This is a genomic window from Micromonospora sp. NPDC049891, assembly GCF_040660295.1.
GTDB lineage: Bacteria > Actinomycetota > Actinomycetes > Mycobacteriales > Micromonosporaceae > Micromonospora.
Genome location: NZ_JBFAML010000001.1, coordinates 110,294 through 135,109, shown reverse-complemented (window position 1 = coordinate 135,109; position 24,816 = coordinate 110,294). Strand labels below are relative to the sequence as shown.

The 24,816-nt window shown below is 71.8% G+C and carries 21 protein-coding genes; 12 read left to right on the top strand and 9 right to left on the bottom strand.

The window, feature by feature from the left end:
* Positions 1 to 73: 73 nt before the first annotated feature.
* Positions 74 to 517: a hypothetical protein gene (locus AB0I71_RS00645; protein WP_357581126.1), complete on the bottom strand. Its 444-nt coding sequence runs from the start codon at positions 515 to 517 to the stop codon at positions 74 to 76.
* A gap of 407 nt (positions 518 to 924) precedes the next feature.
* Here AB0I71_RS00645 and AB0I71_RS00640 point away from each other — a divergent pair, with 407 nt between their 5' ends.
* Entirely contained in the window at positions 925 to 1,731 is an 807-nt protein-coding gene (locus tag AB0I71_RS00640) for an HAD-IB family hydrolase (RefSeq protein WP_357581125.1), read from the top strand.
* A 17-nt stretch (positions 1,732 to 1,748) separates the two neighbouring features.
* On the opposite strand, the gene AB0I71_RS00635 is transcribed toward AB0I71_RS00640, so the two are convergent.
* Positions 1,749 to 2,492 carry an oxidoreductase gene (locus AB0I71_RS00635; protein WP_357581124.1) on the bottom strand — a complete coding sequence of 248 codons (744 nt, stop codon included), beginning with the start codon at positions 2,490 to 2,492 and terminating at the stop codon, positions 1,749 to 1,751.
* Positions 2,493 to 3,049: 557 nt separating this feature from the next.
* Here AB0I71_RS00635 and acs point away from each other — a divergent pair.
* The 4 genes from acs (at position 3,050) to AB0I71_RS00615 (ending at position 9,386) form a co-directional block, all read left to right on the top strand.
* Positions 3,050 to 5,044, top strand: coding sequence for an acetate--CoA ligase (gene acs / locus AB0I71_RS00630; RefSeq protein ID WP_357581123.1), 1,995 nt, complete (start codon positions 3,050 to 3,052; stop codon positions 5,042 to 5,044).
* 267 nt (positions 5,045 to 5,311) lie between these two features.
* A complete protein-coding gene (locus tag AB0I71_RS00625; RefSeq protein ID WP_357581597.1) occupies positions 5,312 to 7,717 on the top strand; it encodes an immune inhibitor A domain-containing protein in 2,406 nt (801 codons plus the stop codon).
* Positions 7,718 to 7,852: 135 nt separating this feature from the next.
* Positions 7,853 to 8,356, top strand: a complete 504-nt coding sequence (locus tag AB0I71_RS00620) for a DUF5818 domain-containing protein (protein ID WP_357581122.1) — start codon at positions 7,853 to 7,855, stop codon at positions 8,354 to 8,356.
* A 97-nt stretch (positions 8,357 to 8,453) separates the two neighbouring features.
* Positions 8,454 to 9,386, top strand: coding sequence for an alpha/beta hydrolase (locus AB0I71_RS00615; protein ID WP_357581121.1), 933 nt, complete (start codon positions 8,454 to 8,456; stop codon positions 9,384 to 9,386).
* Between the two features lie 15 nt (positions 9,387 to 9,401).
* On the opposite strand, the gene AB0I71_RS00610 is transcribed toward AB0I71_RS00615, so the two are convergent.
* Positions 9,402 to 9,767 carry a hypothetical protein gene (locus AB0I71_RS00610; protein ID WP_357581120.1) on the bottom strand — a complete coding sequence of 122 codons (366 nt, stop codon included), beginning with the start codon at positions 9,765 to 9,767 and terminating at the stop codon, positions 9,402 to 9,404.
* The gene (locus tag AB0I71_RS00605; RefSeq protein ID WP_357581119.1) at positions 9,764 to 12,817 is read right to left on the bottom strand and encodes an SseB family protein; all 3,054 of its coding nucleotides are present in this window, start codon (positions 12,815 to 12,817) and stop codon (positions 9,764 to 9,766) included. Before AB0I71_RS00605 ends, AB0I71_RS00610 begins: the two co-directional genes overlap by 4 nt.
* 152 nt (positions 12,818 to 12,969) lie before the next feature.
* Between AB0I71_RS00605 and mycP the strand changes: the two genes are divergently transcribed.
* On the top strand, positions 12,970 to 14,220 hold the full coding sequence (gene mycP / locus AB0I71_RS00600; RefSeq protein WP_357581118.1) for a type VII secretion-associated serine protease mycosin: 1,251 nt from the start codon (positions 12,970 to 12,972) through the stop codon (positions 14,218 to 14,220).
* 38 nt (positions 14,221 to 14,258) lie between these two features.
* On the opposite strand, the gene AB0I71_RS00595 is transcribed toward mycP, so the two are convergent.
* Complete coding sequence (locus AB0I71_RS00595; RefSeq protein WP_357581117.1) at positions 14,259 to 14,552, bottom strand: WXG100 family type VII secretion target; 294 nt, start codon at positions 14,550 to 14,552, stop codon at positions 14,259 to 14,261.
* A 26-nt stretch (positions 14,553 to 14,578) separates the two neighbouring features.
* Positions 14,579 to 14,899 (bottom strand): WXG100 family type VII secretion target, encoded by a 321-nt coding sequence (locus tag AB0I71_RS00590; protein WP_357581596.1) that lies wholly within the window; start codon positions 14,897 to 14,899, stop codon positions 14,579 to 14,581.
* 217 nt (positions 14,900 to 15,116) lie between these two features.
* Here AB0I71_RS00590 and eccE point away from each other — a divergent pair, with 217 nt between their 5' ends.
* From eccE to rarD, 4 genes are all read left to right on the top strand, one after another.
* Positions 15,117 to 16,991 carry a type VII secretion protein EccE gene (gene eccE, locus AB0I71_RS00585; protein WP_357581116.1) on the top strand — a complete coding sequence of 625 codons (1,875 nt, stop codon included), beginning with the start codon at positions 15,117 to 15,119 and terminating at the stop codon, positions 16,989 to 16,991.
* A 45-nt stretch (positions 16,992 to 17,036) separates the two neighbouring features.
* Positions 17,037 to 17,423: a phage holin family protein gene (locus AB0I71_RS00580; RefSeq protein ID WP_357581115.1), complete on the top strand. Its 387-nt coding sequence runs from the start codon at positions 17,037 to 17,039 to the stop codon at positions 17,421 to 17,423.
* Between the two features lie 128 nt (positions 17,424 to 17,551).
* Positions 17,552 to 18,049, top strand: a complete 498-nt coding sequence (locus AB0I71_RS00575; protein ID WP_357581114.1) for a GNAT family N-acetyltransferase — start codon at positions 17,552 to 17,554, stop codon at positions 18,047 to 18,049.
* Positions 18,046 to 18,981, top strand: coding sequence for an EamA family transporter RarD (gene rarD / locus AB0I71_RS00570; RefSeq protein ID WP_357581113.1), 936 nt, complete (start codon positions 18,046 to 18,048; stop codon positions 18,979 to 18,981). The genes AB0I71_RS00575 and rarD overlap by 4 nt, the downstream gene beginning before the upstream one ends.
* A 58-nt stretch (positions 18,982 to 19,039) precedes the next feature.
* On the opposite strand, the gene AB0I71_RS00565 is transcribed toward rarD, so the two are convergent.
* On the bottom strand, positions 19,040 to 19,732 hold the full coding sequence (locus tag AB0I71_RS00565) for a zf-HC2 domain-containing protein (protein WP_357581112.1): 693 nt from the start codon (positions 19,730 to 19,732) through the stop codon (positions 19,040 to 19,042).
* A complete protein-coding gene (locus tag AB0I71_RS00560; RefSeq protein ID WP_093404197.1) occupies positions 19,729 to 20,244 on the bottom strand; it encodes a sigma-70 family RNA polymerase sigma factor in 516 nt (171 codons plus the stop codon). Before AB0I71_RS00560 ends, AB0I71_RS00565 begins: the two co-directional genes overlap by 4 nt.
* 227 nt (positions 20,245 to 20,471) lie before the next feature.
* On the opposite strand from AB0I71_RS00560, the gene AB0I71_RS00555 reads away from it, so the two are divergent.
* The gene (locus AB0I71_RS00555) at positions 20,472 to 22,595 is read left to right on the top strand and encodes a PhoX family phosphatase (protein ID WP_357581111.1); all 2,124 of its coding nucleotides are present in this window, start codon (positions 20,472 to 20,474) and stop codon (positions 22,593 to 22,595) included.
* 82 nt (positions 22,596 to 22,677) lie between these two features.
* Here the strand turns inward: AB0I71_RS00555 and AB0I71_RS00550 are convergent, their stop codons facing one another.
* A complete protein-coding gene (locus AB0I71_RS00550) occupies positions 22,678 to 23,460 on the bottom strand; it encodes an IclR family transcriptional regulator C-terminal domain-containing protein (RefSeq protein ID WP_357581110.1) in 783 nt (260 codons plus the stop codon).
* Between the two features lie 154 nt (positions 23,461 to 23,614).
* On the opposite strand from AB0I71_RS00550, the gene AB0I71_RS00545 reads away from it, so the two are divergent.
* Positions 23,615 to 24,805, top strand: a complete 1,191-nt coding sequence (locus AB0I71_RS00545; protein ID WP_357581109.1) for an MFS transporter — start codon at positions 23,615 to 23,617, stop codon at positions 24,803 to 24,805.
* Positions 24,806 to 24,816 lie beyond the last annotated feature (11 nt).

Genomic DNA, 24,816 nt, shown 5'->3' with positions numbered 1-24,816 from the left:
ACCCATGCCGCTGCTGTGTCCACCCGGCTGGGTGCCCTTGACGGCTCCGCTGCCGCTCACCGAGGAGATGCCGCTAGACGGAACTCGCCTTCAGCTTGCGGTGGGCGACCACGACGTAGGCAGCAGTAGGGCAGAGCACAGCGCCCGCGCCGCCCGAGCACGCCAACAGCGTGCCGACGACAGTCGATCCGTCGGTTAGTACTGCGATGCCAGCAACGTAGATCGCTGCCAGCACTGCGGCGACGGCGATCGCGACCGGCAACTTCACGGAAAGCCGCCCGCTTCTCGAGGCCATCTCGCCGATCCAGCCCGCCGGCACGAACAGCAGCGGCACCAGGGCAACGCCCAAACACGCCAGCGAGCAGCACAATACCGGCCCGGCGAGCGGGCCACCTGGATCCCCATTGGTGCTCCACGCGTACCCGAGCAGTCCGGCGTAGATGACGGGGGCCTGCGCGACGAAAACCGCCCAGGCGACAAATGCACCGACCACGTGGCGATCAGTCGTTCTGCTCATGGTGCCTCCCGTACGACGGCTTCGGGAGGGTATGTCAATCGGCAGACGCGGCTTCACCTGGGCCGGCAAGGGAGGGGAAAGGGACGACCCCCGTCGGGGGGAGACGGGGGTCGTCTGAGGTTCGGCTCCGGGGGGGTCGAGCCGAACCCGCTCAGCGGTCACGGGGGGTGCAACCGCCGAGGGTCTGCCGGTTGTACGAGCGATGAATGCTCGTGCTGTGAACAAGTCTGCCTGAGCGGACCTGTGTACGTCGAGTGGTGTAACCTCCACTCCCTGCGAAATCCTGTTCGCAGCGTGTGACCGCGGTCACTGTTCGCAGGCGGGTGGAGGGTCGGCCCGCAGGTCCGAGCGCTCTTCAGCCCCCGGGCACCCGCCGACCATAGACCATCGGGCTAGACTTTCGCGCCGTGGGCCGAAGTGCCGCTTTCTTCGATCTGGACAAGACCGTCATCGCCAAGTCGAGCGCCTTGGCGTTCGGCAGGCCGTTCTACCGGGACGGCCTGATCACTCGGCGTGACGTGGTCAAGTCGGCGTACGCGCAGCTGATGTTCCGGCTGGGCGGCACCGACGAGCAGACCATGGCGCGAACCCGCGACTATCTCGCCACTCTCTGCAAGGGGTGGCAGGTGGAGCAGGTCCGCCAGATCGTCGCGGAGACGCTGCACGAGCTGATCAACCCTTACGTGTACGCGGAGGCCGCCGCGCTGATCGAGGAACATCAGGCTGCCGGTCGGGACGTGGTGCTGGTCTCCGCCTCGGGTGAGGAGATGGTGCGCCCCATCGGTGCGCTGCTCGGGGTGACCGACGTGATCGCCACCCGGATGGGTGTGGTCGACGGTCGGTACAGCGGTGAGGTCGAGTTCTACGCCGCCGGTCCCAGCAAGGTCGAGGCGGTGAGCGAACTCGCCGCCGAGCGCGACTACGACCTGGCCGACTCGTACGCCTACTCCGACTCGTACAGCGATCGCCCGCTGCTGGAGTGCGTGGGTCATCCGACGGTGGTCAACCCGGACCGGCAGCTACGCCGGCTGGCGGTCGAGAACGCCTGGCCGGTGCTTGAGTTCCGGCACCCGGTCCCGCTGGGCCGGCGGCTGCGCGAGCGACCCGCCGTTCCGGTCGCCGCGGCCGCGCTCGGCGTGGGTGTCGGGGTGGCGATCGGCATCGCCTGGTACGGCCGGCACCGCCGCACCCGCGCCAGCGCCTCGCCCGCCTGAACCCGGCCGCACGCCGGTCAGGCGGCCAGGATCTCGTCCCCGATCGCGGTGAGCTGGTCGGCACCCACCTCGACGGCGGACATGTAGTGGCGCAGCCAGGAGCGCAGCCCGTCGGGGGTGCCGGTGGCGAAGGCACCGGCAGCGCCCACGTACTCCGGCTCCCGCTCGCGGTGCCCGACGTCGACGGCGAGCAGGCCGCGTGGGTCGAATCCGGTGGAGAGCAGCACGAGACGGGCCGCGCCCCGGGCCACCACGCCGGAGGGGCCGGCGAACGGGCGCAGGTTGAGCAGTTCACCGTGCACGACGGCGGCCAGCACCAGCGGGGTGACGCGGGTACCACCGGCCACCAGCGTGGCCAGCCCGTCGAGCCGGGCGGCGACCACGGGGTCGTCGATCGGGCGACCCAGCTCGGCCTCGGTGACCACCTCGCGGGCGGCGAGTACGTGCAGCTTCGCCAGCACCTGCCGGGGGGCCTTCGGCCAGAGTTCGCTGAGCCCGGGCAGGGCGCCGGCCACCCGCAGCGCGCCCTGGAGCACCGGTTCGGTGACGGTGCCGGCGCGGACCGTCTCCCGCTCGTGGTCGTGGCCCTCCAGCCCGGCGCTGGCCACCGCCGAGCGCAGACTCACCTCGGCCGCGACCTGGCCGCCGTGGCGGCGCAACGCCCGGTGGCCGAGGGCCTTGTCGAACCGGTCGCGGGCGCGCTCCACGGCGGCGGCGATGTCGGCGAGGTCGAGCAGCGGCGCGAGCGGATCGGCAGTCACCCCGACACGTTAGCGACGATGCCGGTCGGCGCGGGCGCGAGTCACCGGCAACGCGATCCCCACCACCCACCCCGGCCCCGTGCGGTCGCGCCATGCGGCATGTCGGCCTTTCACACCGACGGGAAGGCCCCACATGCCGCAACCCGTGACAGACCCAGCCGCCGCCCCGGCGACAGGCCCAGTCGGACAGGCACGTCCCGTGACAGACCCAGCCGCCGCCCCGGCGACAGGCCCAGTCGGACAGGCACGTCGCGCGACAGACCCAGCCGTCGCCCCGGCGACAGGGCCAGTCGGACGGGCACGGCACGCTGCCCGGCCGATGGGACGCACCGGGTAATGGCAGGTCCGCGCTGCACCTCGGCGCGTGGGAGGGGCCGTTGGGCGACGGGTGCGCCAGGGATCGGTCGCCTCGCTCGGCCGCCGCGACTAACCTGCCCGGGAGAGACCCAGGTCACCCGAGCGACGAGGAGTCACCGCATGAGCGAGCGGCAGCGAGCGAATCATCTATGCAGCGCGCTGGTGCCTCATGCCGGCACGACGCGAAGCGGAGTGCCGGCATGAGCGAGGCATTGGCCAATCTGCTGAACGAGACGCGCCAGTTCCCGCCGCCGGCCGAACTCGCCGCTGATGCCAACGTCACCGCGGACGCGTACGCCGAGGCGGAGTCCGACCGGCTCGCCTTCTGGGAGCGCCAGGCCGCTCGACTGGCCTGGACGAAGCAGTGGGACCAGGTGCTGGACTGGTCCCGGCCGCCGTTCGCCAAGTGGTTCGTCGGCGGGCAGTTGAACGTGGCCTACAACTGTCTCGACCGGCACGTGGAGGCCGGCCGGGGCGACAAGGTGGCGATCCACTGGGAGGGCGAGCCCGGCGACAGCCGCACCATCACCTACGCCGACCTGCACCGGATGACCTGCCAGGCGGCGAACGCGCTCACCGACCTCGGGGTGACGGCCGGTGACCGGGTGGCGATCTACCTGCCGATGATCCCGGAGGCCGCGGTCGCGATGCTGGCCTGTGCCCGGATCGGCGCCACGCACAGCGTGGTCTTCGGCGGTTTCTCCGCCGAGTCGCTGACCAACCGGATCCAGGACGCCTCGGCCAAGGTCGTGATCACCGCTGACGGCGGCTACCGGCGCGGCAAGCCCTCCGCGCTCAAGCCGACGGTCGACGAGGCGGTGGCGAAATGCCCGTCGGTCGAGCACGTCCTGGTGGTCCGGCGTACCGGTGAGGAGGTGGGCTGGTCCGAGCGGGACCACTGGTGGCATGAGGCGGTGGAGCAGGCGTCGGCCGAGCACACCGCGCAGCCGTTCGACGCCGAGCATCCGCTGTTCATCCTCTACACCAGCGGCACCACCGCCCGCCCGAAGGGCATCCTGCACACCACCGGCGGCTACCTGACCCAGGCGGCGTACACCTCGCACGCGGTCTTCGACCTCAAGCCGGAGTCCGACGTCTACTGGTGCACGGCGGACATCGGCTGGGTGACCGGTCACTCCTACATCGTCTACGGTCCGCTCTCCAACGGCGTGACCCAGGTGATGTACGAGGGCACCCCGGACACCCCGCACAAGGGTCGCTTCTGGGAGATCGTCGACCGGTACCGGGTGACCATCCTCTACACGGCGCCGACGTTGATCCGCACCATGATGAAGTGGGGTGAGGAGATCCCGGCCGAGTACAACCTCTCCTCGCTGCGGCTGCTCGGCAGTGTGGGCGAGCCGATCAACCCCGAGGCCTGGATGTGGTACAGGCAGCACGTGGGGCACGGCGAGCTGCCCATCGTGGACACCTGGTGGCAGACCGAGACCGGCAGCATGATGATCTCGCCGTTGCCGGGCGTGACCGCCGCCAAGCCCGGTTCGGCGATGTCCCCGCTGCCGGGCATCGGCGCGGACGTGGTGGACGACCAGGGCCAGTCGGTGCCCAACGGCGGTGGCGGTTATCTGGTGCTGCGCGAGCCGTGGCCGTCGATGCTGCGGACCATCTGGGGGGACGACAACCGGTTCATCGAGACGTACTGGTCGCGGTTCGGCGCGGGTGCCAGCGGCGACGCCAACGACCCGTGGATCTACTTCGCCGGTGACGGCGCGAAGAAGGACGACGACGGGCACATCTGGCTGCTCGGCCGGGTTGACGACGTGATGCTGGTGTCGGGGCACAACATCTCCACCACCGAGGTGGAGTCGGCGCTGGTGTCGCACCCGTCGGTGGCGGAGGCGGCGGTGGTCGGCGCCACCGACCCGACCACCGGGCAGGCGATCGTCGCGTTCGCCATCCCGCGGGGCAGCACCGAGGTCTCCGGCGAGGCCGGCGAGCAGCTCATCGCCGAGCTGCGCAACCACGTGGCGAAGACGCTCGGCCCGATCGCCAAGCCCCGGCAGATCATGCTGGTACCGGAGTTGCCGAAGACCCGCTCCGGCAAGATCATGCGTCGGCTGCTGCGGGACGTGGCGGAGAACCGTTCGCTTGGTGACGTGACCACGTTGCAGGACTCGTCCGTGATGGACCTGATCTCCTCCGGCATGAGCGGCGGCAAGTCCGACGAGGACTGACGGTAGGCGTACGACCTGAAGGGTGGCGGTCCGGGACCGGGCCGCCACCCTTCGTTATGTTCCGGTGCGTCGCGATCGGATCGAGATGTGACAGTGAAAACGCCTGCCAAAAACTCTCTGAAACAAATCTGCGGCTGACTCTTCCCACCAGCCCCACAGGTGCCTAAGTTCACCACTGGCCCCATTTACGGGGGCCTTTTTCACCGGCCCACAACCCCCGACGGGCCGGTTCCCTCAATCCGGAGGTACCACGTGCGGAAAGTCGCAGTGGGTCTGCTCGGACTCTCGTTGACGGCGACAGGACTGACGGTCGGCTCATCCGCCGCCGCCGCGCCGCAGCTGGAGACGCCGGCGGCCGCCCCGTCCATCGCGGAGCCCGCCCACGCCGAACACGACCTGCCGAACCCGCTGGAGGACAAACGCCGCGCCCTGCGTCAGGAGGGCCTCAGTGAGGTGCTCTCGGGCCGAGCCAAGGCCGAACGGATCAACGGCAGCACGGTGGTCAAGGTCGGTGAGCGGGCCACCCGTGGCGGTAAGGCCGGCCGCAACGCCAAGGCCACCAAGGGCGGCCGGGGCCCCACCGAGAAGCAGTACGTCGAGCTGTCCCGGGAACAGACCGACCGGATCTTCGTGATCCTCGCCGAGTTCGGCAACGACCGGCACCCGGACTACCCCGACCAGGACACCGACCCGGACATCCCCGGCCCGACGAAGTTCGACGGGCCACTGCACAACGAGATCCCCGAGCCGGACCGGTCGGTGGACAACTCCACGGTCTGGCAGGCGGACTACGACGCCGAGCACTACCGGAAGCTCTACTTCGGCACCGGCCCCGGTGACGAGTCGGTGAAGCAGTACTACGAGGCCCAGTCCTCCGGGCGGTACAGCGTCGACGGTGTGGTCACCGACTGGGTCAAGGTCCAGTACAACGAGGCCCGCTACGGCCGCTCCAGCGGCTACCCGTGCGACGGGATCGTCTGCAACAACGTCTGGGCGCTGGTGCGCGACGCGGCCAACAAGTGGGTCGCCGACCAGCAGGCGGCCGGACGGACCGACGAGGAGATCGCCGCCGACGTCCGGGCGATGGACCAGTGGGACCGGTACGACCACGACGGTGACGGCGACTTCAACGAGCCGGACGGCTACATCGACCACTTCCAGATCGTGCACGCCGGTGGCGACATGGCCGACGGTGACCCGATCCAGGGCGAAGACGCCATCTGGAGCCACCGCTGGTACGCGTACGCCTCCGACCAGGGGCGCACCGGGCCGCCGAACTTCCCGGCGGGCGGTACCCAGATCGGCAGCACCGGCATCTGGATCGGTGACTACACGATCCAGCCGGAGAACGGCGGTCGCAGCGTCTTCTACCACGAGTACGCCCACGACCTCGGTCTGCCGGACGACTACAACGTCATCAGCGGCGGCGACAACAACAACGAGCACTGGACGCTGATGGCCCAGAGCCGCCTCGGCGCCAAGAACGACGGCGGCATCGGCGAACGCGGTGGCGACCTCGGCGCGTGGAACAAGCTCCAGCTCGGGTGGCTCGACTACGAGGTGATCGTGGCCGGGCAGAAGCGGACGCTGACCCTCGGCCCGCAGGAGTACAACACCAAGGAGGCCCAGGCCGCCGTGGTGGTGCTGCCCGAGCGGGAGTACACCTTCGACAACGGCGCTCCGTTCGAGGGCGAGAAGCAGTTCTTCTCCGGCAACGCCGACGACCTCAACAGCACGATGACCCGGACGTTCGACCTGACCGGGAAGTCGTCGGCGACCCTGTCGATGAAGGGCCGCTACAGCATCGAGGCGGACTACGACTACCTGTTCTTCGAGACCTCGGTCGACGGCGGGCAGAGCTGGACGTCGCAGCCCGGCACCGTCGACGGCGAGCCGCTCAAGGAGATCTCCCCCGGCCGGTTCGCGTTGGACGGCAGCTCCGACGACGAATGGGTCGACGTCGAGATCCCGCTGGACCAGGTGGCCGGCGACAGCGTCGCGTTCCGGTTGCGCTACCAGACCGACGGCGGTGTCTCCGAGGGCGGCTTCTTCGGTGACGCGGTCACCCTGACCGCCGACGGCGAGACCGTCTTCACCGACGGTGCGGAGTCCGGCGCGGACGGCTGGACGTTGGCCGGCGGGTTCGAGGTGGTCGAGGAGACGTACACCCGGAGCTTCGCGAACTACTACATCGCGGGTACCCGGCAGTACATCTCGTACGACAAGTACCTCAAGACCGGCCCGTACTTCTTCGGGTACGCGAACACCAAGCCGGACTACGTGGACCACTACCCGTACCAGGAAGGGCTGCTGATCTCGTACTGGAACACCCGGTGGGCGGACAACGACACGTTCGCGCACCCGGGCGAGGGCCGGAACATGATCATCGACGCCCACCCGCGGCCGATCTACAACCTGACCGGGCAGCCCTGGCGGGCCCGCATCCAGGTGTACGACGCGCCGTTCAGCCTCAAGAAGGCGGACTCGTTCACGCTGCACCTGAACAGCCAGCCGCAGTACATCCGTGGGCAGGCCGCGCAGCCGCTGTTCGACGACACCAAGCAGTACTGGTTCCCGGAGCTGCCGAACCACGGCGTCAAGCTCCCGGCCACCGGCACCAAGATCAAGGTGCTGGAGCAGAACGGGATCTACACCAAGGTCCGCTTCTCCTGATCCACTGAGCAACAGGGGTGATGCCCCGGGCAGGCCACCTGCCCGGGGCATCACCCTTCTCCGGCACCGGCACCGGCATCCGCACCGGCCAGGACCGGAGGGGAACCGACTCGACGCTGCTCACGTCGTACCCTCGTGCCCACCACCACCCGTACCCGAGCGTCGGCGGCCTGCCTCACCCTGCTGCTGGCCCTGACGGGATGCGGCGAGCCGGACGGAGGCACCGTGACCGCCGACCAGAGTCCCACCGCAACCGGCAGCTCTCCGGCTGGCAGCCCCGACGACCGGGACGGCGGCACCCCTGCCGGCGACGCCACCGGGCAGCCTCCCTCCGGCCGTACCGGCGGCACGCTGTCACCGACCGAGCCGCCGCTGATCGGCACCCCGACGGCACCACCGAGTCATCCCACCGAGCTACGCAAGTCAAACGTCCTGGCCGGCCGGCTCAGCCAGGGCGGCAGCGGTCCCTGCTACACCCTGGTCACCGACGACGGCCGGGAGTACGCGTTGCACGGCACCGACAAGGGCACCTTCGCCACCGGCACCTGGGTACGGGTGACCACCGCCGCGGCGACGGCCGAAATGGACTGCGGCCCGGGAATTCAGCTCAGCATCCTCAAGATGAGCCCGGTCGGCTGACCGGTGCCCGGGCCGCCCGTTGCGACGCCGGCCACCGCGCATCGCTCCAGGACTCGGCGAGACCGACGACGTCGGCACAGGGCCTAGGCTGTCGTTCATGACCGAGCAGCGTGGCGATGCCGTCGACGAGTCCTGCGTACTCACCGAGGGGCCGTGGACGCACCGGTTCGTGGGCGCCAACGGCAGCCGCTTCCACGTCGTCGAGGCGGGCACCGGCCCGATGGTGCTCTTCCTGCACGGCTTCCCCGAGCACTGGTGGGCCTGGCACCGGATGCTGCCCGCCGTCGCCGACGCCGGCTTCCGCGCCGTCGCGATGGACCTGCGGGGCTACGGCGCCAGCGACAAACCACCCCGGGGGTACGACGGCTACACCCTCGCCGCCGACGTGGCCGGGCTGATCCGGGCGCTGGGCGAGCGTTCGGCCACCCTGGTCGGCACCGGTGCCGGCGGGATGATCGCCTGGACTGCCGCGTCCTTCCACCCCAACCTGGTACGTCGGCTGGTGGTGCTCGGCGCCCCGCACCCACTGCGGTTGCGGGCGGCCATCTTCGCCGACCCACGCGGTCAGTTCGCCGCGTCGACACCGGCGCTGAGATTCCAGCTGCCCCGGTACGAACACCTCCTCACCCGCGACGACGGCCGGGCGGTGGAGGAGATCATGCGCCGCTGGGGTGGCCGCCGCTGGGTCACCGGCGCGGACTTCGCCGACTACGCGCAGCGCTACCGGGAGGCCATGCGGATCCCACAGGCCGCCTTCTGCGCGCTGGAGGGCTACCGGTGGGCGTTCCGGTCGGTGCTGCGGCTGCACGGCTACCGTTTCGTGAAGCTGATGCAGCGTCCGCTGGCCGCACCCACCCTGCAACTGCACGGCGCGCAGGACGTGGCGGCGCTGCCACGTACCGCCCAGGGCTCCGGTCGCTATGTCAGCGGGACGTACGAGTGGCGACTGCTCGACGAGGTCGGGCACTTCCCGCACCTGGAGACACCGGAACTGGTGCTCGGCGAGATCCTCCGGTGGGCGAAGTCCTGACCCGGGCGGACGGCCTCAGACCCGCTGCTCGCGTACCTCGGTGACCTCGCCGGCGGGTGCCCATCCCTGGTAGACGCCGAAGTCGAAGGCCTCCAACCGCATCGCCTGCGCGACCGGCCAACGTCCGCCGGTGTACTCGACCCGCAGCCACCCGTCGTGCTCGGCCAGCACGATGAACGGCTGCCCCTTCCAGGTGCAGGTCGTCCGGACGTACGCCAGTTCCTCGATCTCGTTGGCCGGGACGACCCGGACGTGCCGGCCGGGGCGCACCTCGGTGAAACCCTCAGTCGGCTCCGACTGGTACAGCCGGACCTCGCCGGCATCCGGGCTGGCCTGGAACTCCCGCCCGCGCCAGCGGGCGACGTAGCCGTCGCGCATCACCGCTCACCGACCTCCTGCCAGGAGAGCGTGTCGGCGTCGAGGACGGCGATCAGCCGTTCGGTGCCGGAGGCGTCGATGCGCACCAGTTGGGCACCGTGCGGCAGCCGGACGCTGTCCACCTTGAACTCGGCCAGCACGTCACTGCCCTCACCGGGGGCGAAGCCGTTGCCCCGGAAGGGGGGTCGTTCGATGACCCAGCCCTCCATCGCCCGCATGGCCGCCTCGTTCTGCCCGCCGTACGGGATCCGGTACAGACTCGGCCGGTACGCCGGCCACCGGAGCACGTAGATCTGTTCGGCGTCCGGCGCGAAGGGCGACTCCGGGTGGCTGAGGCCGAGCGCCTGGTAGAGGGCCGCCGGGGTGGTGAGATGCGCCAGCTCGCTGGCCCGGTGGACGAATCCGGAGACCCGGTCGTAGCCCCGTTCCAGGTAGTAGCCGAGCTGGCTCGGAGCGATCGCCTTCTGCATCACGATCGGCCGGGCCAGGTCGCCGGCCGGTGCCGCCTGTCGTGGGCTGCTCGCCGGAGCGGGGGCCTCGGCAGGCGGCTCGGGTTCGCCGTCGGCGTCGTCGCCGAGACCGAGTTCGGCCGCCCAGTTGGCCAGCCCGACGATCTGCTCACCGGGCAGCTTCGCACCCACCGGCGTGCCGGGGTTGACCGCGAACGACCACGACAGGTCCGGCCATCTACGGATCAGTTGGACGAAGCGGACCTGCACCGTCTCAGCCGTCGGATCGGTGTGGTCGGCGAGGCGCTGCGGGGAGGTGTAGGCCACCACGAAGGTCTGCCCGTCCAGTTGCACTGCCGGCCAGACGAAGCCCGGGTCTCCGGGACGGCTACCGGGGGCGGAGTCGACCGCGACCGGCATGAGGACGCGGGCCAACAGCAGCGTGGACAGGAAGGTGTCGGTGCTGCCGCCGGCGGCGGCACCGTACAGGTCTTCCTCCACCTCGTTGGCGGGTTGGAAGGGCGGACCAGCGGCGGTCGCGGCGGTCGCGCCGGACGTGGGGCCGGACACCGAGGACCCGGCAGGCGAAGGCGCTTCCGCGACCGGCGGCGTGGCCGGTGCCGTCGACGCGGCTGCCGGGGATGGCGGAGTGGCTGCCGGCGGCGCGGACACCGGCGCGAACATCGACGGCGTCTCGGCCACCGGGACGGTCACCGGCTGGGCGTCGGCCGGCGGGGCCGTGCCGGTCTCCGGCGGGGCCTGGCTGGGCGGCTCGGGGGCGGCCGCCGGGGCAGCGACCGTCGGCTCGGGCGTCATCGTCCGGACCGGCACGGTCGGCTCGGGCGTCGCTGTCGACACCGGGACAATCGGCTCCGGCGTCGCTGTCGACACCGGGACGGTCGGCTCGGGCGGCGCGGTGGGCACCGGCGGCGCGGTGGGCACCGGCGGCGCGGTGGGCACCGGCGGCGCGGTGGGCACCGGGACGGTCGGCTCGGATGCCGACACCGTCGGCTCCGGGCGGGGGGTCGGGAAGCGTACCGTCGGCTCGGGGTCGGCGGCCGGAAAGCGCACCGTCGGCTCCGCTGCCGGCGCGGGCGGGACCTGCGGGGCCGCCGCCCCGGTGTCCTGCGGTGCGGGACGGGCCGGCGGCGGGCCCGCCTGGGTCGCTGGCCGCTCTCCGCCGTCCGGTGACCCTTCGCCGTCGGGCTGACCCGGGTATCCGTTGGTGAGGGTGAGGTCCCGGGCCTCGATGATGGTGCCCTCTATGACGATCGGGGTGAAACCACGGCGCGGCGCAGGCGGAGCGGAGACCGGCTCGGCCACCGAGGTCGGCTCTTCCTCCACCGGCTGACGGCGGGGTAGCGCCTGGGTCGGATCACCACCGCCACCGGCGGTCGGGTCTCCGCCACCCGGTGCCGCCCAGCCAGCCGGCGTGCTCACCCGTAGCGACCGGACCGGTCCGTCGGGCGGCGGCAGCGGCTGGGTCGCCTCCTCGTCCGGGCCGGGCCGGGTACGAGTGATGGCCTGGTCGTTCTCGCCGAAGACGAAGGCGCGGGTCGGCCCGTCGGTCGGCGGCTCACCGGCCGGTCCCCGGCGGGGGAACGGCTGACCGCCCCGGAACCGGGACGGTGGTGCGGCCCGCTCGGCGAGGCGGTCACCGCGGTGCGTCGAACGACCGTTCGCGGGTTCGAAGAAGGATCGCTGACCCGCCTGCTCGGTGCCGGAGTCGGCCGGACGTCCGTTGGTGGGCGGCCCGGGCCGCTCAGGTGCCGTGGGCCACCCCGGCCCGGCGGCCGCCGGTTCCTCGTTCCGGCCCGGCGGCGGACGCCGTGGCGACAGACCGTCCATGGCGCCCGGACCGTCCGGTCGAGCACCACCGGGACCACCCGACCACTGGGTGCCTACGGTGCCGGCCCGGCCGATCCCACCGTTGTCGGGCGGCGCCGGGCGCGAAGGGCCGGGTGGCCGGTCGACAGGCTCCGGTCGCGGACCGGTGGCCGTGCTCGACGTCGCCAGCGGCACCTCAGGAAGTTGGAAGGCCGCCGGCACCACGGGCGGTGCCGGGGAGAGCTGGGTCGGTCGGACCGGGCCCGGCGGTCGCGCTTGGGAGGGCGGGTGCGGGGTCGCCGGGGCGGGCGGCGTCGAGGCGGCGTCACGGGCGCGGTTCAGCGCCTCCACGCGTTCCAGCCGGGCGCGTGCGCCCACCGTACGCCCGGGCAGCCGGACGTCACCTCGGGACAGCTGGGAGACGTACCAGGCGGGCAGGTAACCCTCGATGGGCAGGCCCGGGTTCACCGCCAGCCACCACTCGTGATTCGGCCAGCTCGCGGCGAGCTCCGCGTAGCCGGTGCGCCGGCTCGGGCCGGCGTGCTCGCCGAGGCAGGCGCGCATCGCCTCGGCGGAGGTGAACGCCAGCACGTGCGTCCGGCCGCCGGTCGTCCAGGTGCCCCAGCCCACCGGTGTACGCCCGGCGGCGGCCTGTGCGGAGACCGGCAGCAGCAGCTCGACACCGGACAGGATCCGGAAGTAAAGCTGCTGGTCATTGCCGTGCAGCGCGTCGCGCATCGCCGCCTCGGCCCCGGTGGCCGGCTCCCAGTCGGTCACGGCCACCCCTCCTCCCGGGCACAGGCCATAGGTATCGGGTACAACCTACAAGGTGATCACAAGATCACAATGCCAGGCCGGCGGCGGCCTGCCCGGTTCACCAGCAACCGATAACATCCCGTTGCGGTATCGACACGATACGGAGGCGGTCGATGTCCCGGGTACGAGGTGCGCGGCGACACCGGCGGCATGGTCGGCGCTGGTCGTCCGTCCTCCTGGCGGGTCTGGCCGCACCCCTGCTGGCCGGCCCGACGACGGCGGTCGCGATGGTGCCGGCCCGGGCCGCGCCGGGATGCGCGTCGCCACCGGCACCCGCCCGGCCGGTCGCCGCGACCCCCTGGCCACAGCATCGGTACGCCCCGGAACGACTCGCCCGGCTGGCCACAGGTGCCGGGGTGACCGTGGCGGTCCTCGACTCGGGCGTCGACCGGCGGCATCCTCAACTGGTCGGGCGGGTGCTCGCCGGCACCGACCTGCTCGATCCCGGCGGTAACGGCAGCCTCGACTGTGTCGGTCACGGCACCGGCGTGGCGAGTGTCATCGCCGCCGCACCACGCGACGGGACCAGCTTCCGTGGGTTGGCGCCGCAGGCCCGCATCCTGCCGGTCCGGGTCAGTGAGCAGCAGGTCGTGGAGGGACGCGGGACGGGACGCACGGCAGCGCCCCAGGACCTCGGCCGCGCGGTCCGCTGGGCGGTCGACAACGGTGCCGCAGTGGTCAACCTCTCCGTCGTGCTCTACGCCGACCATCCCGCGGTCCGCACGGCGGTCGCCTACGCGGTCAGCCGGGACGTGGTCGTGGTGGCCGCGGCCGGCAACCTGTCCGGTGGCGGCGGCCCGCGCCCCTATCCGGCCACCTACGACGGAGTGCTCGGCGTCGGCGCGGTCGGCGCGGACGGGCTGCGGGCCGACTTCTCGCACACCGGTGCCCACGTGGATCTCGTCGCTCCCGGTGTCGACGTGTTGATCGCCGCCCCCGGGCAGGGGCACCGCACCGCCGACGGAACCAGCTACGCGGCGCCCTTCGTCGCCGCCACCGCAGCCCTGCTGCGCCAGTACCGCCCCGATCTCAGCGCGGTCGAGGTGGCTCGGCGGATCATCGTCACCGCTGATCCGGCGCCCGGCGGCGGGTACGGCGCGGGGGTGCTCAATCCGTACCGGGCGGTGACCGAGACCGGGTCGGTGCCGGGGCCTGCCCGGCCGGCGACCGGGCTCGCCGACCAGCGGCCCGATCCGGCGCTGCTGGCACAGCAGGACCGCCGGAGCGACGCACGGACCCGCGCGCTGCTGCTGACCGGCGTGGGGGTGCCGCTGGTGGCCGCTGTCGTGCTGGCCGCGGCGGTGACGCCCCGGGGGATCCGCCGACGTTGGCGCCCGGCGGACCATGACCACCAGGCGGGGTGACGCCGGCCGGCGTCACCCCGCGATCGGTGCGGAGAAACTCACTGGAAGAGGCCGGTGTTCCGCTTCTCGGTGTCGAGATAGTCGGCGGCTGACTCGTCGACCGCGAGCTTGATGTCCCGCAGCATCACCTGGAGGTCCTGCGAGGCGGTGCGCCACCGCGCCTGCCGCTGCTCGTAGGCCTGCTGGGCCGCACCGGACCAGCTGGCGACCAGCGGCGCCGCATCACGCTCCAGCTGGCCGAGTTGTGCGTCAAGCGTGTTCAACGCCCGCTGGATGTCCGCGCTGGCCTGTTGCAGCGCGGCGAAGTTGACGACAAGCACACCGTGCTCCATCGGATTCTTCTCCCCTGGGTCGTGGGCTAGAGCGGCAGTTGGATGCCGCCGCGGTTGGTGGCGGCCACCCGGGCGGCCGCCTCGGTGTCCGACGCGTCGTACCGCGTGCCGGCGGTGCGGATCGCACCCGCCGTCTCCCGCAGCGCCTGCTGCAGACCGGCCTGATCCTCCGCCCACTTCCGTTTGACCTGCTCGAACGACCGACCGCCAGCCCCGCGCCAGGCCTGCTGGAGGATTTCCAGCTGGACCAACAGTCCACTGAGCATCGACTGCAACGACTGGTCGGTCTGCTCGAACTTCGCCGCGGTCTGTTGCATCACCGCGGCCTCTGCCTGGGTCTGGGACACCTGGGAGGTCACCTCGTCTCCTCGATCGTGGCTGGCCCTTCGGCGGAGAACGCACCACCCACGACGCCGGAGGGGGAGCACGACGCGGGATGGGCCAACGAGAACTCGTCGCTGAGAGTAGCGACACGATCGCGGTTCTGCTACCCCGCCGTGCTCCCCTGTGGACAACGGAATCGCGTGCCGGTAATTACGATGGGCGGCTGTCGGGTTGCGAAGGGTGACCGGGTTCGAGGAGGGTGCGGTGGCGACGACCTCCACCACGCGCCGCCCGACCGCGACCGACCGCCCCCGCTCCGACGATCCGCCGCGCGACACCGGACGTCGGATCCGACCGGCCGGGTCATCGCGACGGCCCGGCCGTCGGTGGCGCTCGACCCGCCTGCCGGCTGGCCAGATCGTCACGACCCAGGTGGCGGCGGCGGGCCTCGTCGCCGTCTCGGGCCGCGGTCCGCTGGCCACTGTCGCCACGGCACTTGTGGTGGCCGGGCTGCTCGCCGTGACCTGGTTCCGGGTGCGCCGACGGTGGCTGCACGAGTGGTTGGTCGTCGGCATCGGCTATCTGGCCCGACGGCGGGCGATCAGGCCCCGCTCCGGGTCGACCGAGCTGCTCGACCTGGTTGATCCGCACGCCGTGGTCCGCTCCGTCGAGCTGGGTGGTGCTCCGGTCCCGGTGCTGGACGACCCGGGCGGCCTGGTGGCGCTGCTGGAGGTCGGCGACCCGGCCGATCTGCTCGGTGACGGCGGGCAGTCACTGCCGTCACCCGCATCGCTACTGCCATCCGAGCCCGACCAGGCGCCGCCCGTACGCGTACAACTTCTGTTGACCGGTACACCGGCACCGGCGGTCGGTGCCGGCGGTGGCGCGGCGGCCGTCTCCTACCGTCAGCTCACCGACGGACGGCTGGCCGGCTGGGAACGGGCGGTGCTGGCGGTCCGGGTGTCGCGGTCCCCGGGCTGGCCGGAGGAGGCGCTGCGGCACGCTCTGGCCGGTACGGTCCGGCGGATCGTCCGGCGGCTGCGTCCGCTGCCCGTGCGGCAGATGGGCGAGCAGTCGATGCGGCGGGTGCTCGCCGAGTTCGCCCACCACGACGGGCGGCCGGTCCGGGAGTCGTGGCAGGCGGTCCGGTGCGGCGGGCTGCTGCAGACCTGCTTCCGGTTGAGCCGGTGGCCGGGCGGGGATGCGGCGACCGCGTTCCTGCCCCGGCTCCGGGGGCTGCCGGCGACCGCCATCACCGTGTCGCTGCACAGCGGAACGGAGCGGCCGACGGCCACCGGACTTGTCGTACGGCTGGCCGCGGCGACGCCCGCCGAGCTGGCGGACGCGGCTCGACAGTTGCGGCGGACGGTGGCCGCGGACGGCGCGGCGGTGGAACGGCTCGACGGCGGGCAGCTGGCCGGCCTCGCCGGCACGCTGCCGCTGGCGCGGCCCGGGGTACCGCCGCTGACCAGCGCCGGGAACCCGGAGCTGGAACTGCCGTACGGGGCCGCCGGGCTGAAGCTCGGCGCCAACCGGCACGGCCACGCCGTCACCGTCCGGTTGTTCCGGCCGGAGAGCACCCGACTAATGCTCGTCGGTGGAGTGCCGGTCGCCCAACTGGTCGCCGTGCGTGCGATGGCACTCGGTGCCCGGGTGATCGTCCAGACGGCCCGGCCGCACGCCTGGGAGCGGTTCGTGCGGGGCATCGGGGGGCCGGGCGGACCGGTTCCGCTGATACCACCGGACCGCCCGGTGACGGGAGAACCCGGCACGCCGCTTGCCCCGGTGCTCGTGGTGCTGGACGCGCCACCGCTGGCGGGTCCCCGACCGGGCACCGCCTGGCAGACCACGCTGCTGGTCCGCGACGTGTTGACCCCGACCGACGGGGACGCGTTGGCCCGGGCCGACCTGGCGGTGTTCCAACCGCTGAGCCGGGCTGAAGCCACGGTCGCCGGCAGTGCGCTGGGGCTCGGCGACGCGGCGGAGTTGCTGACCCGGATCCGGCCCGACATGGTCGCGGTGGTCAACCGTCGGGCCCTGCGGTGGGCACTGCTCGGCTGCACCCCGATCGAGGTGCAGCTCATTGGCGCCGGAGCCCTGCGCCGAGCCGGTTGATCTCGCGGGTTCCGCCCGCGCGCCCGCCGTGGCACCATGCCCGCCATGGGTTTTCTGAAAGGTCTACTGATCCGGGTCGGCGCCACGGCGGTGGCCTTCTGGCTGGCCACGCTGCTCATTCCCGGCATCTCGCTCGACGCGGACTCGGTCTCCGAGACGGTACTGACGCTCGTCCTCGTCGCGGTCATCTTCGGTGTGGTCAACGGGGTGCTCCAGCCGATCATCAAGACCGTCGGCTGCGGCTTCTACCTGCTCACCCTCGGCCTGATCGCACTTGTGGTGAACGGTCTGCTGTTCCTGCTCACCGGCTGGATCGCGGATCAGGTGGGGCTGCCCTTCGACGTCGACGGCTTCTGGCCGGCCGCGGTGCTGGGGGCGCTCTTCGTCGGCGTCGTCACCTGGATCCTCGGCGCCATCCTCGACCGCGACTGACCACCTCCTACCCGCCACGGCCTCCGGTGGTCTCCGCTGCGGCGGTGACCACCGGGGGCACCGGTGCCCGGCCATATCGCGGGAATTCGCTGCTGGCCCCCCTGATCTGAGGCGCTAGTTTCGGCGGGGTGTTCACCCTCACCCACGAAAACGGCTACACGATCAGCACCGATCCGGCCCGGCTCGATCTGGATCTCGTGCACACCTGGCTCTGCCGGGACGCGTACTGGGCGCTCGGGCGTGACCGGGAGACCGTGACGCGGGCGTTTGCCGGCTCGATCGGGTTCGGTGTGTACCGGCCGGCGGACGGCCGGCAGGTCGCCGTCGCCCGGGTCATCACCGACCGGGCCACCTTCGCCTACCTCTGTGACGTCTTCGTCGACCGGGCCGAACGGGGTCGCGGGCTGGGCACCTGGCTGGCGGGCGCGGTCCGTGACCACCTGGCCGAGCTTGGTGTACGCCGGATCCTGCTGGCCACCAACGACGCCCACGGGGTGTACGAGAAGGTCGGCTTCGGTGGCGTGGTCGCCGACAGGTGGATGGAGCTCGACCAGCGCGACCAGGCCGTGAGCCCGCTCACCAGCAAGGATCGACAACCCAGCCCGCCCCTTACGGTGGAGCTGTGACGCCGCTCCGCCTCGGATACCTCTACGGACTTGGTGCCTACCTGCTGTGGGGGTTCTTCCCGCTCTACTTCAAGCTGCTACGCCCGGCCGGCCCGCTGGAGATCCTGGCCCACCGGGTGGTGTGGTCCGTCGCGTTCGTCGCACTGCTGCTCGTGGCGCTGCGCAACGTCGGCTTCCTGCGTGCCCTGCTGCGCCGGCCACGAACGCTGGCCGGGATCGGCGCCGCCGCCACGCTGATCGCCGTCAACTGGTTCACCTACATCTACGGCGTCAACTCCGACCGGGTGGTGGAGACCGCCCTCGGATACTTCATCAACCCGCTGGTGGTGGTCCTGCTCGGGGTGCTGGTGCTGCGCGAGCGGCTGCGCCCGGCGCAGTGGTCGGCGCTCGGCGTCGGCGCGGTGGCGGTGGCCGTACTCACCGTCGACTACGGTCGGCTGCCGTACCTCGCGCTCGTCCTGGCGTTCTCCTTCGGCGGGTACAGCCTGGTGAAGAAGCGCCTCGGCCTGCCCGCGGCGGAGGGTCTGTTCGTCGAGTCGGCCGTGTTGTCGCTGCCCGCGCTGGGCTACCTCGGCTGGCTCGCCGCCACCGGTGACGCCGCGTTCGGCCACGTCTCGGCCGGGCACACGGCCCTGCTGGTGCTCGCCGGGGCACTGACCGCCATCCCGCTGCTGCTCTTCGCCGGCGCCGCCAACCGGCTGCCACTCACCGCCCTCGGCATGCTCCAGTACGTGGCGCCGATCCTTCAACTCGGCTGTGGCGTACTGATCTTCCACGAGCCGATGCCGCCGGCCCGGATGGCCGGCTTCGCCCTGGTCTGGCTCGCTCTGATCGTCTTCACCGCCGACGCCGTACGCCAGGCCCGGCACACCCGCCGTCGGCGCCTGGACGGCACCGTGCCGACCACGGCGGCGGTCGCCACCAGCCGCTGAGACCGCCGGACCCTGAGACCGCCGGACGCTGAGGGCTGCCGGACGCTGGGGCCCCGATTCAGCGGACCTCGTAGGCGAGCACCGGAGTGCCGTCGGCACGGATCAGTTCCAGCCGGACCAGCTCGGCGTTTGTGAACCGGGTCGCCCCGGTGATCCGCAGGTCGTCGCCGGGGGCGGCCAGCCAGGAGCCGATCTGCTCCTGCGAACCGTCGCCGGCGTGCGCCACCAGCCGGAAGGCGTTCGCCTTGCCGTATCCGGCCCGCTCGTCGTAGCCGCAGTGCATGGTCACCTCGGTGCCCCAGTTGGTGCCGGTCAACCCGATCTCGGCGTGCACCGGGACCGTTCCGGCGACCGGTTGCATCTGCACCATCCGCACCTGGGCCCCCGGCCCGTCCAGCCCTTGCCCGGGCAGCACCGTGGCCACCCCGAAGCCGACCACCAGGGCGAACGCGGCGGCGGCCAGCCCGATGACCGCGTACCGCAGCCGACCGGCCTGCCGCTCGCGGCGGCGGCGCTCCCGGGCGGCGTTGAGCAGCTCGGGCACCCGGGGGTTCTCCGGCGGCGGCAGGAACTGTTCCAGGCTGGCCGGATCCAACCGGCCGAGCAGGCCGGGCAGCACGGCGATCTCGGAAACCGACTGCTGGCAGGCCGGGCAGTCGACGAGGTGCCGTTCGTAGGTCACGCGATCGGCCGGGGAGAGCGCGCCCAACACGTACGCCCCGTCGTCGAACGCGAACTCGCAACGGTTCATCCGGTCACCCCCATCTCGGCCAGGACCAGCCGCAGGGAGCGCAGCGCGTAGTGGGTGCGGGACTTCACCGTGCCCGGCGGCACCCCCAGCCGGGAGGCCGCCTCGGAGACCGATCGCCCCTGGTAGAAGCATTCCACCAGGACATCGCGATGCGACGGACTGAGCCGGTTGAGCGCCTCCGCGACCGTCCACGCCTCGACGGCTCGCTCGGTTTCGTCGACGACCTCCGGCGGCTCGGGAAGTTCGTCGGTGTAGACCTCGCCGACCCGGGTGGACCGCCGCCGCCAGGCGTCGATCGCGAGGTTGCGCGCGGTGGTGAAGAGCCAGGCACGTACCGAACCGCGCCGGGGGTCGAGCGACTCCGGATGCCGCCAGGCCCGCAGCAGCGTCTCCTGCACCAGGTCCTCGGCGCGTTGCCGGTCGCCGTTGACCAGCCGCAGCGCGTGCGCGTACAGCGCCTCGGCATGCTCGTCATGCAGGGCGCGCAGCAGGTGTGCGTCGTGGTCGCTGATGGTTTTCTCCTCGCTCTCGGCGCGAGCGGGCGCGGTGTTACGACCTGAGATACGTGCTGTCACGCCTATCGGTTCATTCCCAGCTCAAACCTGGGATTCCCGCGGGGTGGAGTTCATCGCTGGTTCACATCGACGCCGACCCACGCTCACCGCACCGCCCTAGCGTCCGCCGGGTACGCGTCGGTGACCTGCACCGACGTGCACCGACCCTCAGGAGGATCCTCCCCATGAGCGACCGTCCCCGGCTGCTCCCGCTGCTGGGCACCCCCCGCCACGGCAGCCGCGACGCCATGACCTGCCTCTACCGCTGCGGCAACGCCTGTGACCACCCGGTACCCAACACCTCCGACAACGCCTACTTCGGTGACGTGGTGAACGCCGAGGTCAGCCGCCGCGGTGTGGTCCGCGCCGGGGCGGTCGGCGCCCTGGTGCTCGGTTTCAGCGGCGCCGCGGCCGGTGCGCTGGCCGGCGCGGCTCCCGCCGCTGCCGCCCCGGTCCCCCCGATGCCTCCGGCCGGTCAGCCGGCGGCAACCGGCCGTCGTCCGGGCAGCGGTGCCCTGACCTTCAAGCCGATCCCGCCGAACACCCTCGACACGTTCGTCGTCCCGAACGGCTACGACCACGCCGTGGTCATCCGCTGGGGCGACCCGGTGGTGCCAGGCGCGCCGGAGTTCAACCTGCGCCGGCAGACCGCCGCCGCGCAGGCCAAGCAGTTCGGCTACAACAACGACTTCGTCGGTGTGCTGCCGCTGGACAAGGGCGGCAAGCGGGCACTGCTCGTGGTCAACCACGAGTACACGAACGAGGACCTGATGTTCCCCGGCTTCACCAGCCAGGACGCGCTCACCGTCGAGCAGGTGAAGGTGGCGATGGCCGCGCACGGCATGTCCGTGGTGGAGATCGAGCGGGTCGCCGGTTCCGGTCAGTGGCGGGTCGTCGGCTCCGGCCGCCGGCCGTACAACCGTCGGGTCGATGCGCTGAGCAGCGCGTTCGAGCTGACCGGCCCGGCCGCCGGCTCGTCGTTCGTGAAGACGGCCGCCGACCCGAAGGGCCGTACGGTCATCGGCACGCTGAACAACTGCGCCGGCGGCGTGACCCCGTGGGGCACGGTGCTCTCCGGCGAGGAGAACTTCAACCAGTACTTCGTCGGCGGCGACGCGGCGCCGGAGTCGGAGAAGGCCCGGCTGGCGCGCTACGGCATCAGCACCACCGCCCGGTACCCCAGCGGCAGCCGCAAGTGGGACCGGGTCGCCGACCGCTTCGACCTCGCCAAGCACCCCAACGAGGCCAACCGGCACGGCTGGATCGTGGAGATCGACCCGTTCGACCCGCAGAGCCGCCCGCGCAAGCACACCGCGCTCGGCCGGTTCAAGCACGAGGGCGCGAACGTCATCGTCGCGCGCAGCGGGCACGTCGTGGCGTACATGGGTGACGACGAACGCTTCGACTACCTGTACAAGTTCGTGTCGGACAAGAAGTTCATGAAGGGTGACTCCTGGGTCGCCCGTAAGCACAACCTGACGCTGCTGGAGTCCGGCACGCTCTACGTCGCCAAGCTCGACCAGACCAGCGCCGCTGAGATCGACGGCTCCGGCACCCTGCCCAGCGACGGTGCCTTCAACGGCAAGGGTCGCTGGATCAAGCTGGTCAGCGGCAACCGGTCCTACGTGGACGGGATGACCGCCGCGGAGGTGCTGACCTTCACCCGGTTCGCCGGGGACAAGGTCGGTGCGACCAAGATGGACCGTCCGGAGGACGTCGAGCCGAGCCTGCTCACCGGCAAGGTGTACGTGGCGCTCACCAACAACACGAACCGTGGCGTCGGCAGCAACCCGGCGGCGGACGAGGCCAACCCGCGTAGCGCCAACCGGCACGGGCAGATCCTGGAACTGGTCGAGGACCGGGGGGACAACACCGCCGATGCCTTCAGCTGGTCGCTGCCGATCGTCTGCGGCGACCCGGCGGACCCGTCGACCTACTTCGCCGGGTACGACAAGACCAAGGTGTCGCCGATCTCCTGCCCGGACAACGTGGCGTTCGACGCCACCGGCAACCTCTGGATCTCCACCGACGGTAACGCGCTGGGCAGCAACGACGGCCTCTTCGCCACGGCCACCGAGGGTCCGGAGCGCGGCCACCTGAAGCAGTTCCTGACCGTGCCGGTCGGTGCGGAGACCTGCGGTCCGTTCATCACCGACGACAACCGCTCGGTCTTCGTGGCCGTGCAGCACCCGGGTGAGATCACCGGTGCCACTGTCGACAAGCCGGCCTCCACCTGGCCCGACGGCGACTACGCCAAGCCGGGCGTGGTGGTGACCTGGCGGCTGGACGGCGGACCGGTCGGAAGCTGACCCCGCCCCGGCACCGCGCCGGCCGCCATTCCGACGGCCCTCTCCCCACCAGGGAGGGGGCCGTCTCGGCAGCTGACGGCGGTCAGGTGTCGGCGGCCAGGCCGTCGGCGATGGTGCGCGCGGCGGTGAGCAGTTTCGTCCGGACCACCCGGGCGGAGGTCATCATCTCGCTGGCCGGCAGCGCACAGGCCAGCACCGTCCGCCGTTCCATGTCCTTGTCCGGGCTGACAAGCACGGCGGCGCAGGCCACTCCCTGCCGGAACTGGCCCAGTTCCAGCTGCATCCCGCGTCGCTCCCCGGCCGTCAGGTCCGCCTCGAACGCCTCGGGGGTGGTGAGGGTGGCGCTGGTGAACGGACGCATGCCGTACTCCCGCAGGTAGCGGTGGCGTTGCTCGGTGGTGAGCGTGGCGAGCAGCGCCTTACCGAGCGCTGTCGCGTGCGCGCCCTCGTCGAACCCGGGGACGAGATCCTCCAGATACGGCGAGCGGTTCCCCTCCGCCACGGCGGTGATCGCCACCTGGCCACCCACGAACCGGCCCAGAAAGTGGCTCCAGCCGGTCTCCAGGGCCGCCCGCCGCAGGCTCTCCCCGATGGCCGGCGAGCCGCGGAACGCGGCAACCAGTTCGCGGTAGCGGTCGGCCACCTCAAGACCCACGATGTACGTGCCGTCCTCCCGACGGATCACGTAGCCCTCGTACGCGAGGGTGCGGACCAGGTGGTAGGTGGTGGCCACGGTCAGCTCGCAGCGGCGGGCGATCTGTTTGACCGTGAGGCCCCGTGGGGCACGACCGACCGACTCGAGCACTCGAAGCGCGCGGGAGACACTTCGGATCAGGTCCGAAGGTTCCGCCAGGGGGTCACGCACAACCACCTCCGCCACCGGGGACTTACACCATATGAAAAAGCGGCCCGCCGCGAAACGCCTGATCGGGTGGAGGATCCAAGGTCATCAGATACGGGATGTGAGGTGGACCGCACTTTCCGTCGTCGAGATGCGGCTGGCGTAGGTTGGCCGCACCATGACCCACATCGCCCCTCCGCGTACCTCGGCGACCGCCGCACACCCCGTCCGGGCCAGTGCGGTCGCGGTAAGCGTCACGATCGCTTGTGTCCTGCCGGTCTTCCTGGTCGGCGGTCTCGCCGTGCAGATGCGGCAGGAGTTGGGCTTCTCCCCCGCCGGCCTGGGGCTCGTCGTGGCGGTCTACTTCGCCGTCGGCGCCCTCGCCTCGGTTCCCTCAGGTGCGCTCGTCGAACGGTGGGGCGCCGCCGTGGTGGCCCGGACCGGCATCGTGGTCTCCGCCGGCAGTCTGCTCGCCGTGGCGGTGGCGGCCCGGTCGTACCCGGTGCTCGTCGGTCTGCTCGCCGTGGCCGGCACCGCGAACGCCCTCGGTCAACTGTCCAGCAACGCGCTGCTCGCCCGGCACGTCCCGCCCCGTCGGCAGGGCCTGTCGTTCGGCGTCAAGCAGGCGGCCATCCCGGTCTCCACCCTGCTCGCCGGCGTGGCGGTACCCACCCTCGCGCTGACCGTCGGCTGGCGCTGGGCCTTCGTGGCAGCCGCCGGTGCCGCCCTGGCCACCCTGCCAGCCGTACCCTCGCACGGCACCCGGCCCGCGCACCGGCGCACCGGACGGGCCGGCGGCGCGAGCCCGGGACTGGTCCTGGTCGGGGTGGCCGCGACGCTTGCCGCGGGGGCGGCGAACGCGTTGGGCACCTTCGTGGTCGACGCCTCGGTCGACCGGGGCCTCGGCCCGGGGATGGCCGGGCTCACCCTGACCCTCGGCAGCGCGGTCTGCGTGGCGGCCCGGATCGGGGTCGGGTGGCTGGCCGACCGCCGCACCGGCGGGCACGTCGCGGTGATCGCCGGTCTGCTGGTGGCCGGCGCGGTGGGGCTGAGCCTGCTCGCGGCGGGCGGCCCCGGGCCGTTGGTGGTGGGCGTGGTGCTCGGCTTCGGCCTCGGCTGGTCCTGGCCCGGGCTGATGAACTTCGCGGTGGTCCGACTGCATCCACAGGCACCGGCCGCGGCCACCTCGATCACCCAGACCGGCGTGTACGCGGGCGGCTGCCTCGGCCCACTCGCCCTGGGCCCGCTCGCCGCCGCAGCCGGCTATCCCACGATGTGGCTCACCGCCGCCGTCGCCATGCTCGCCGCCGCCGCCCTCATGCTCACCGCCACCCGCCTACTCCCCACCCCACCCGCCTCACCCAGTTGATCAAGAAGTTT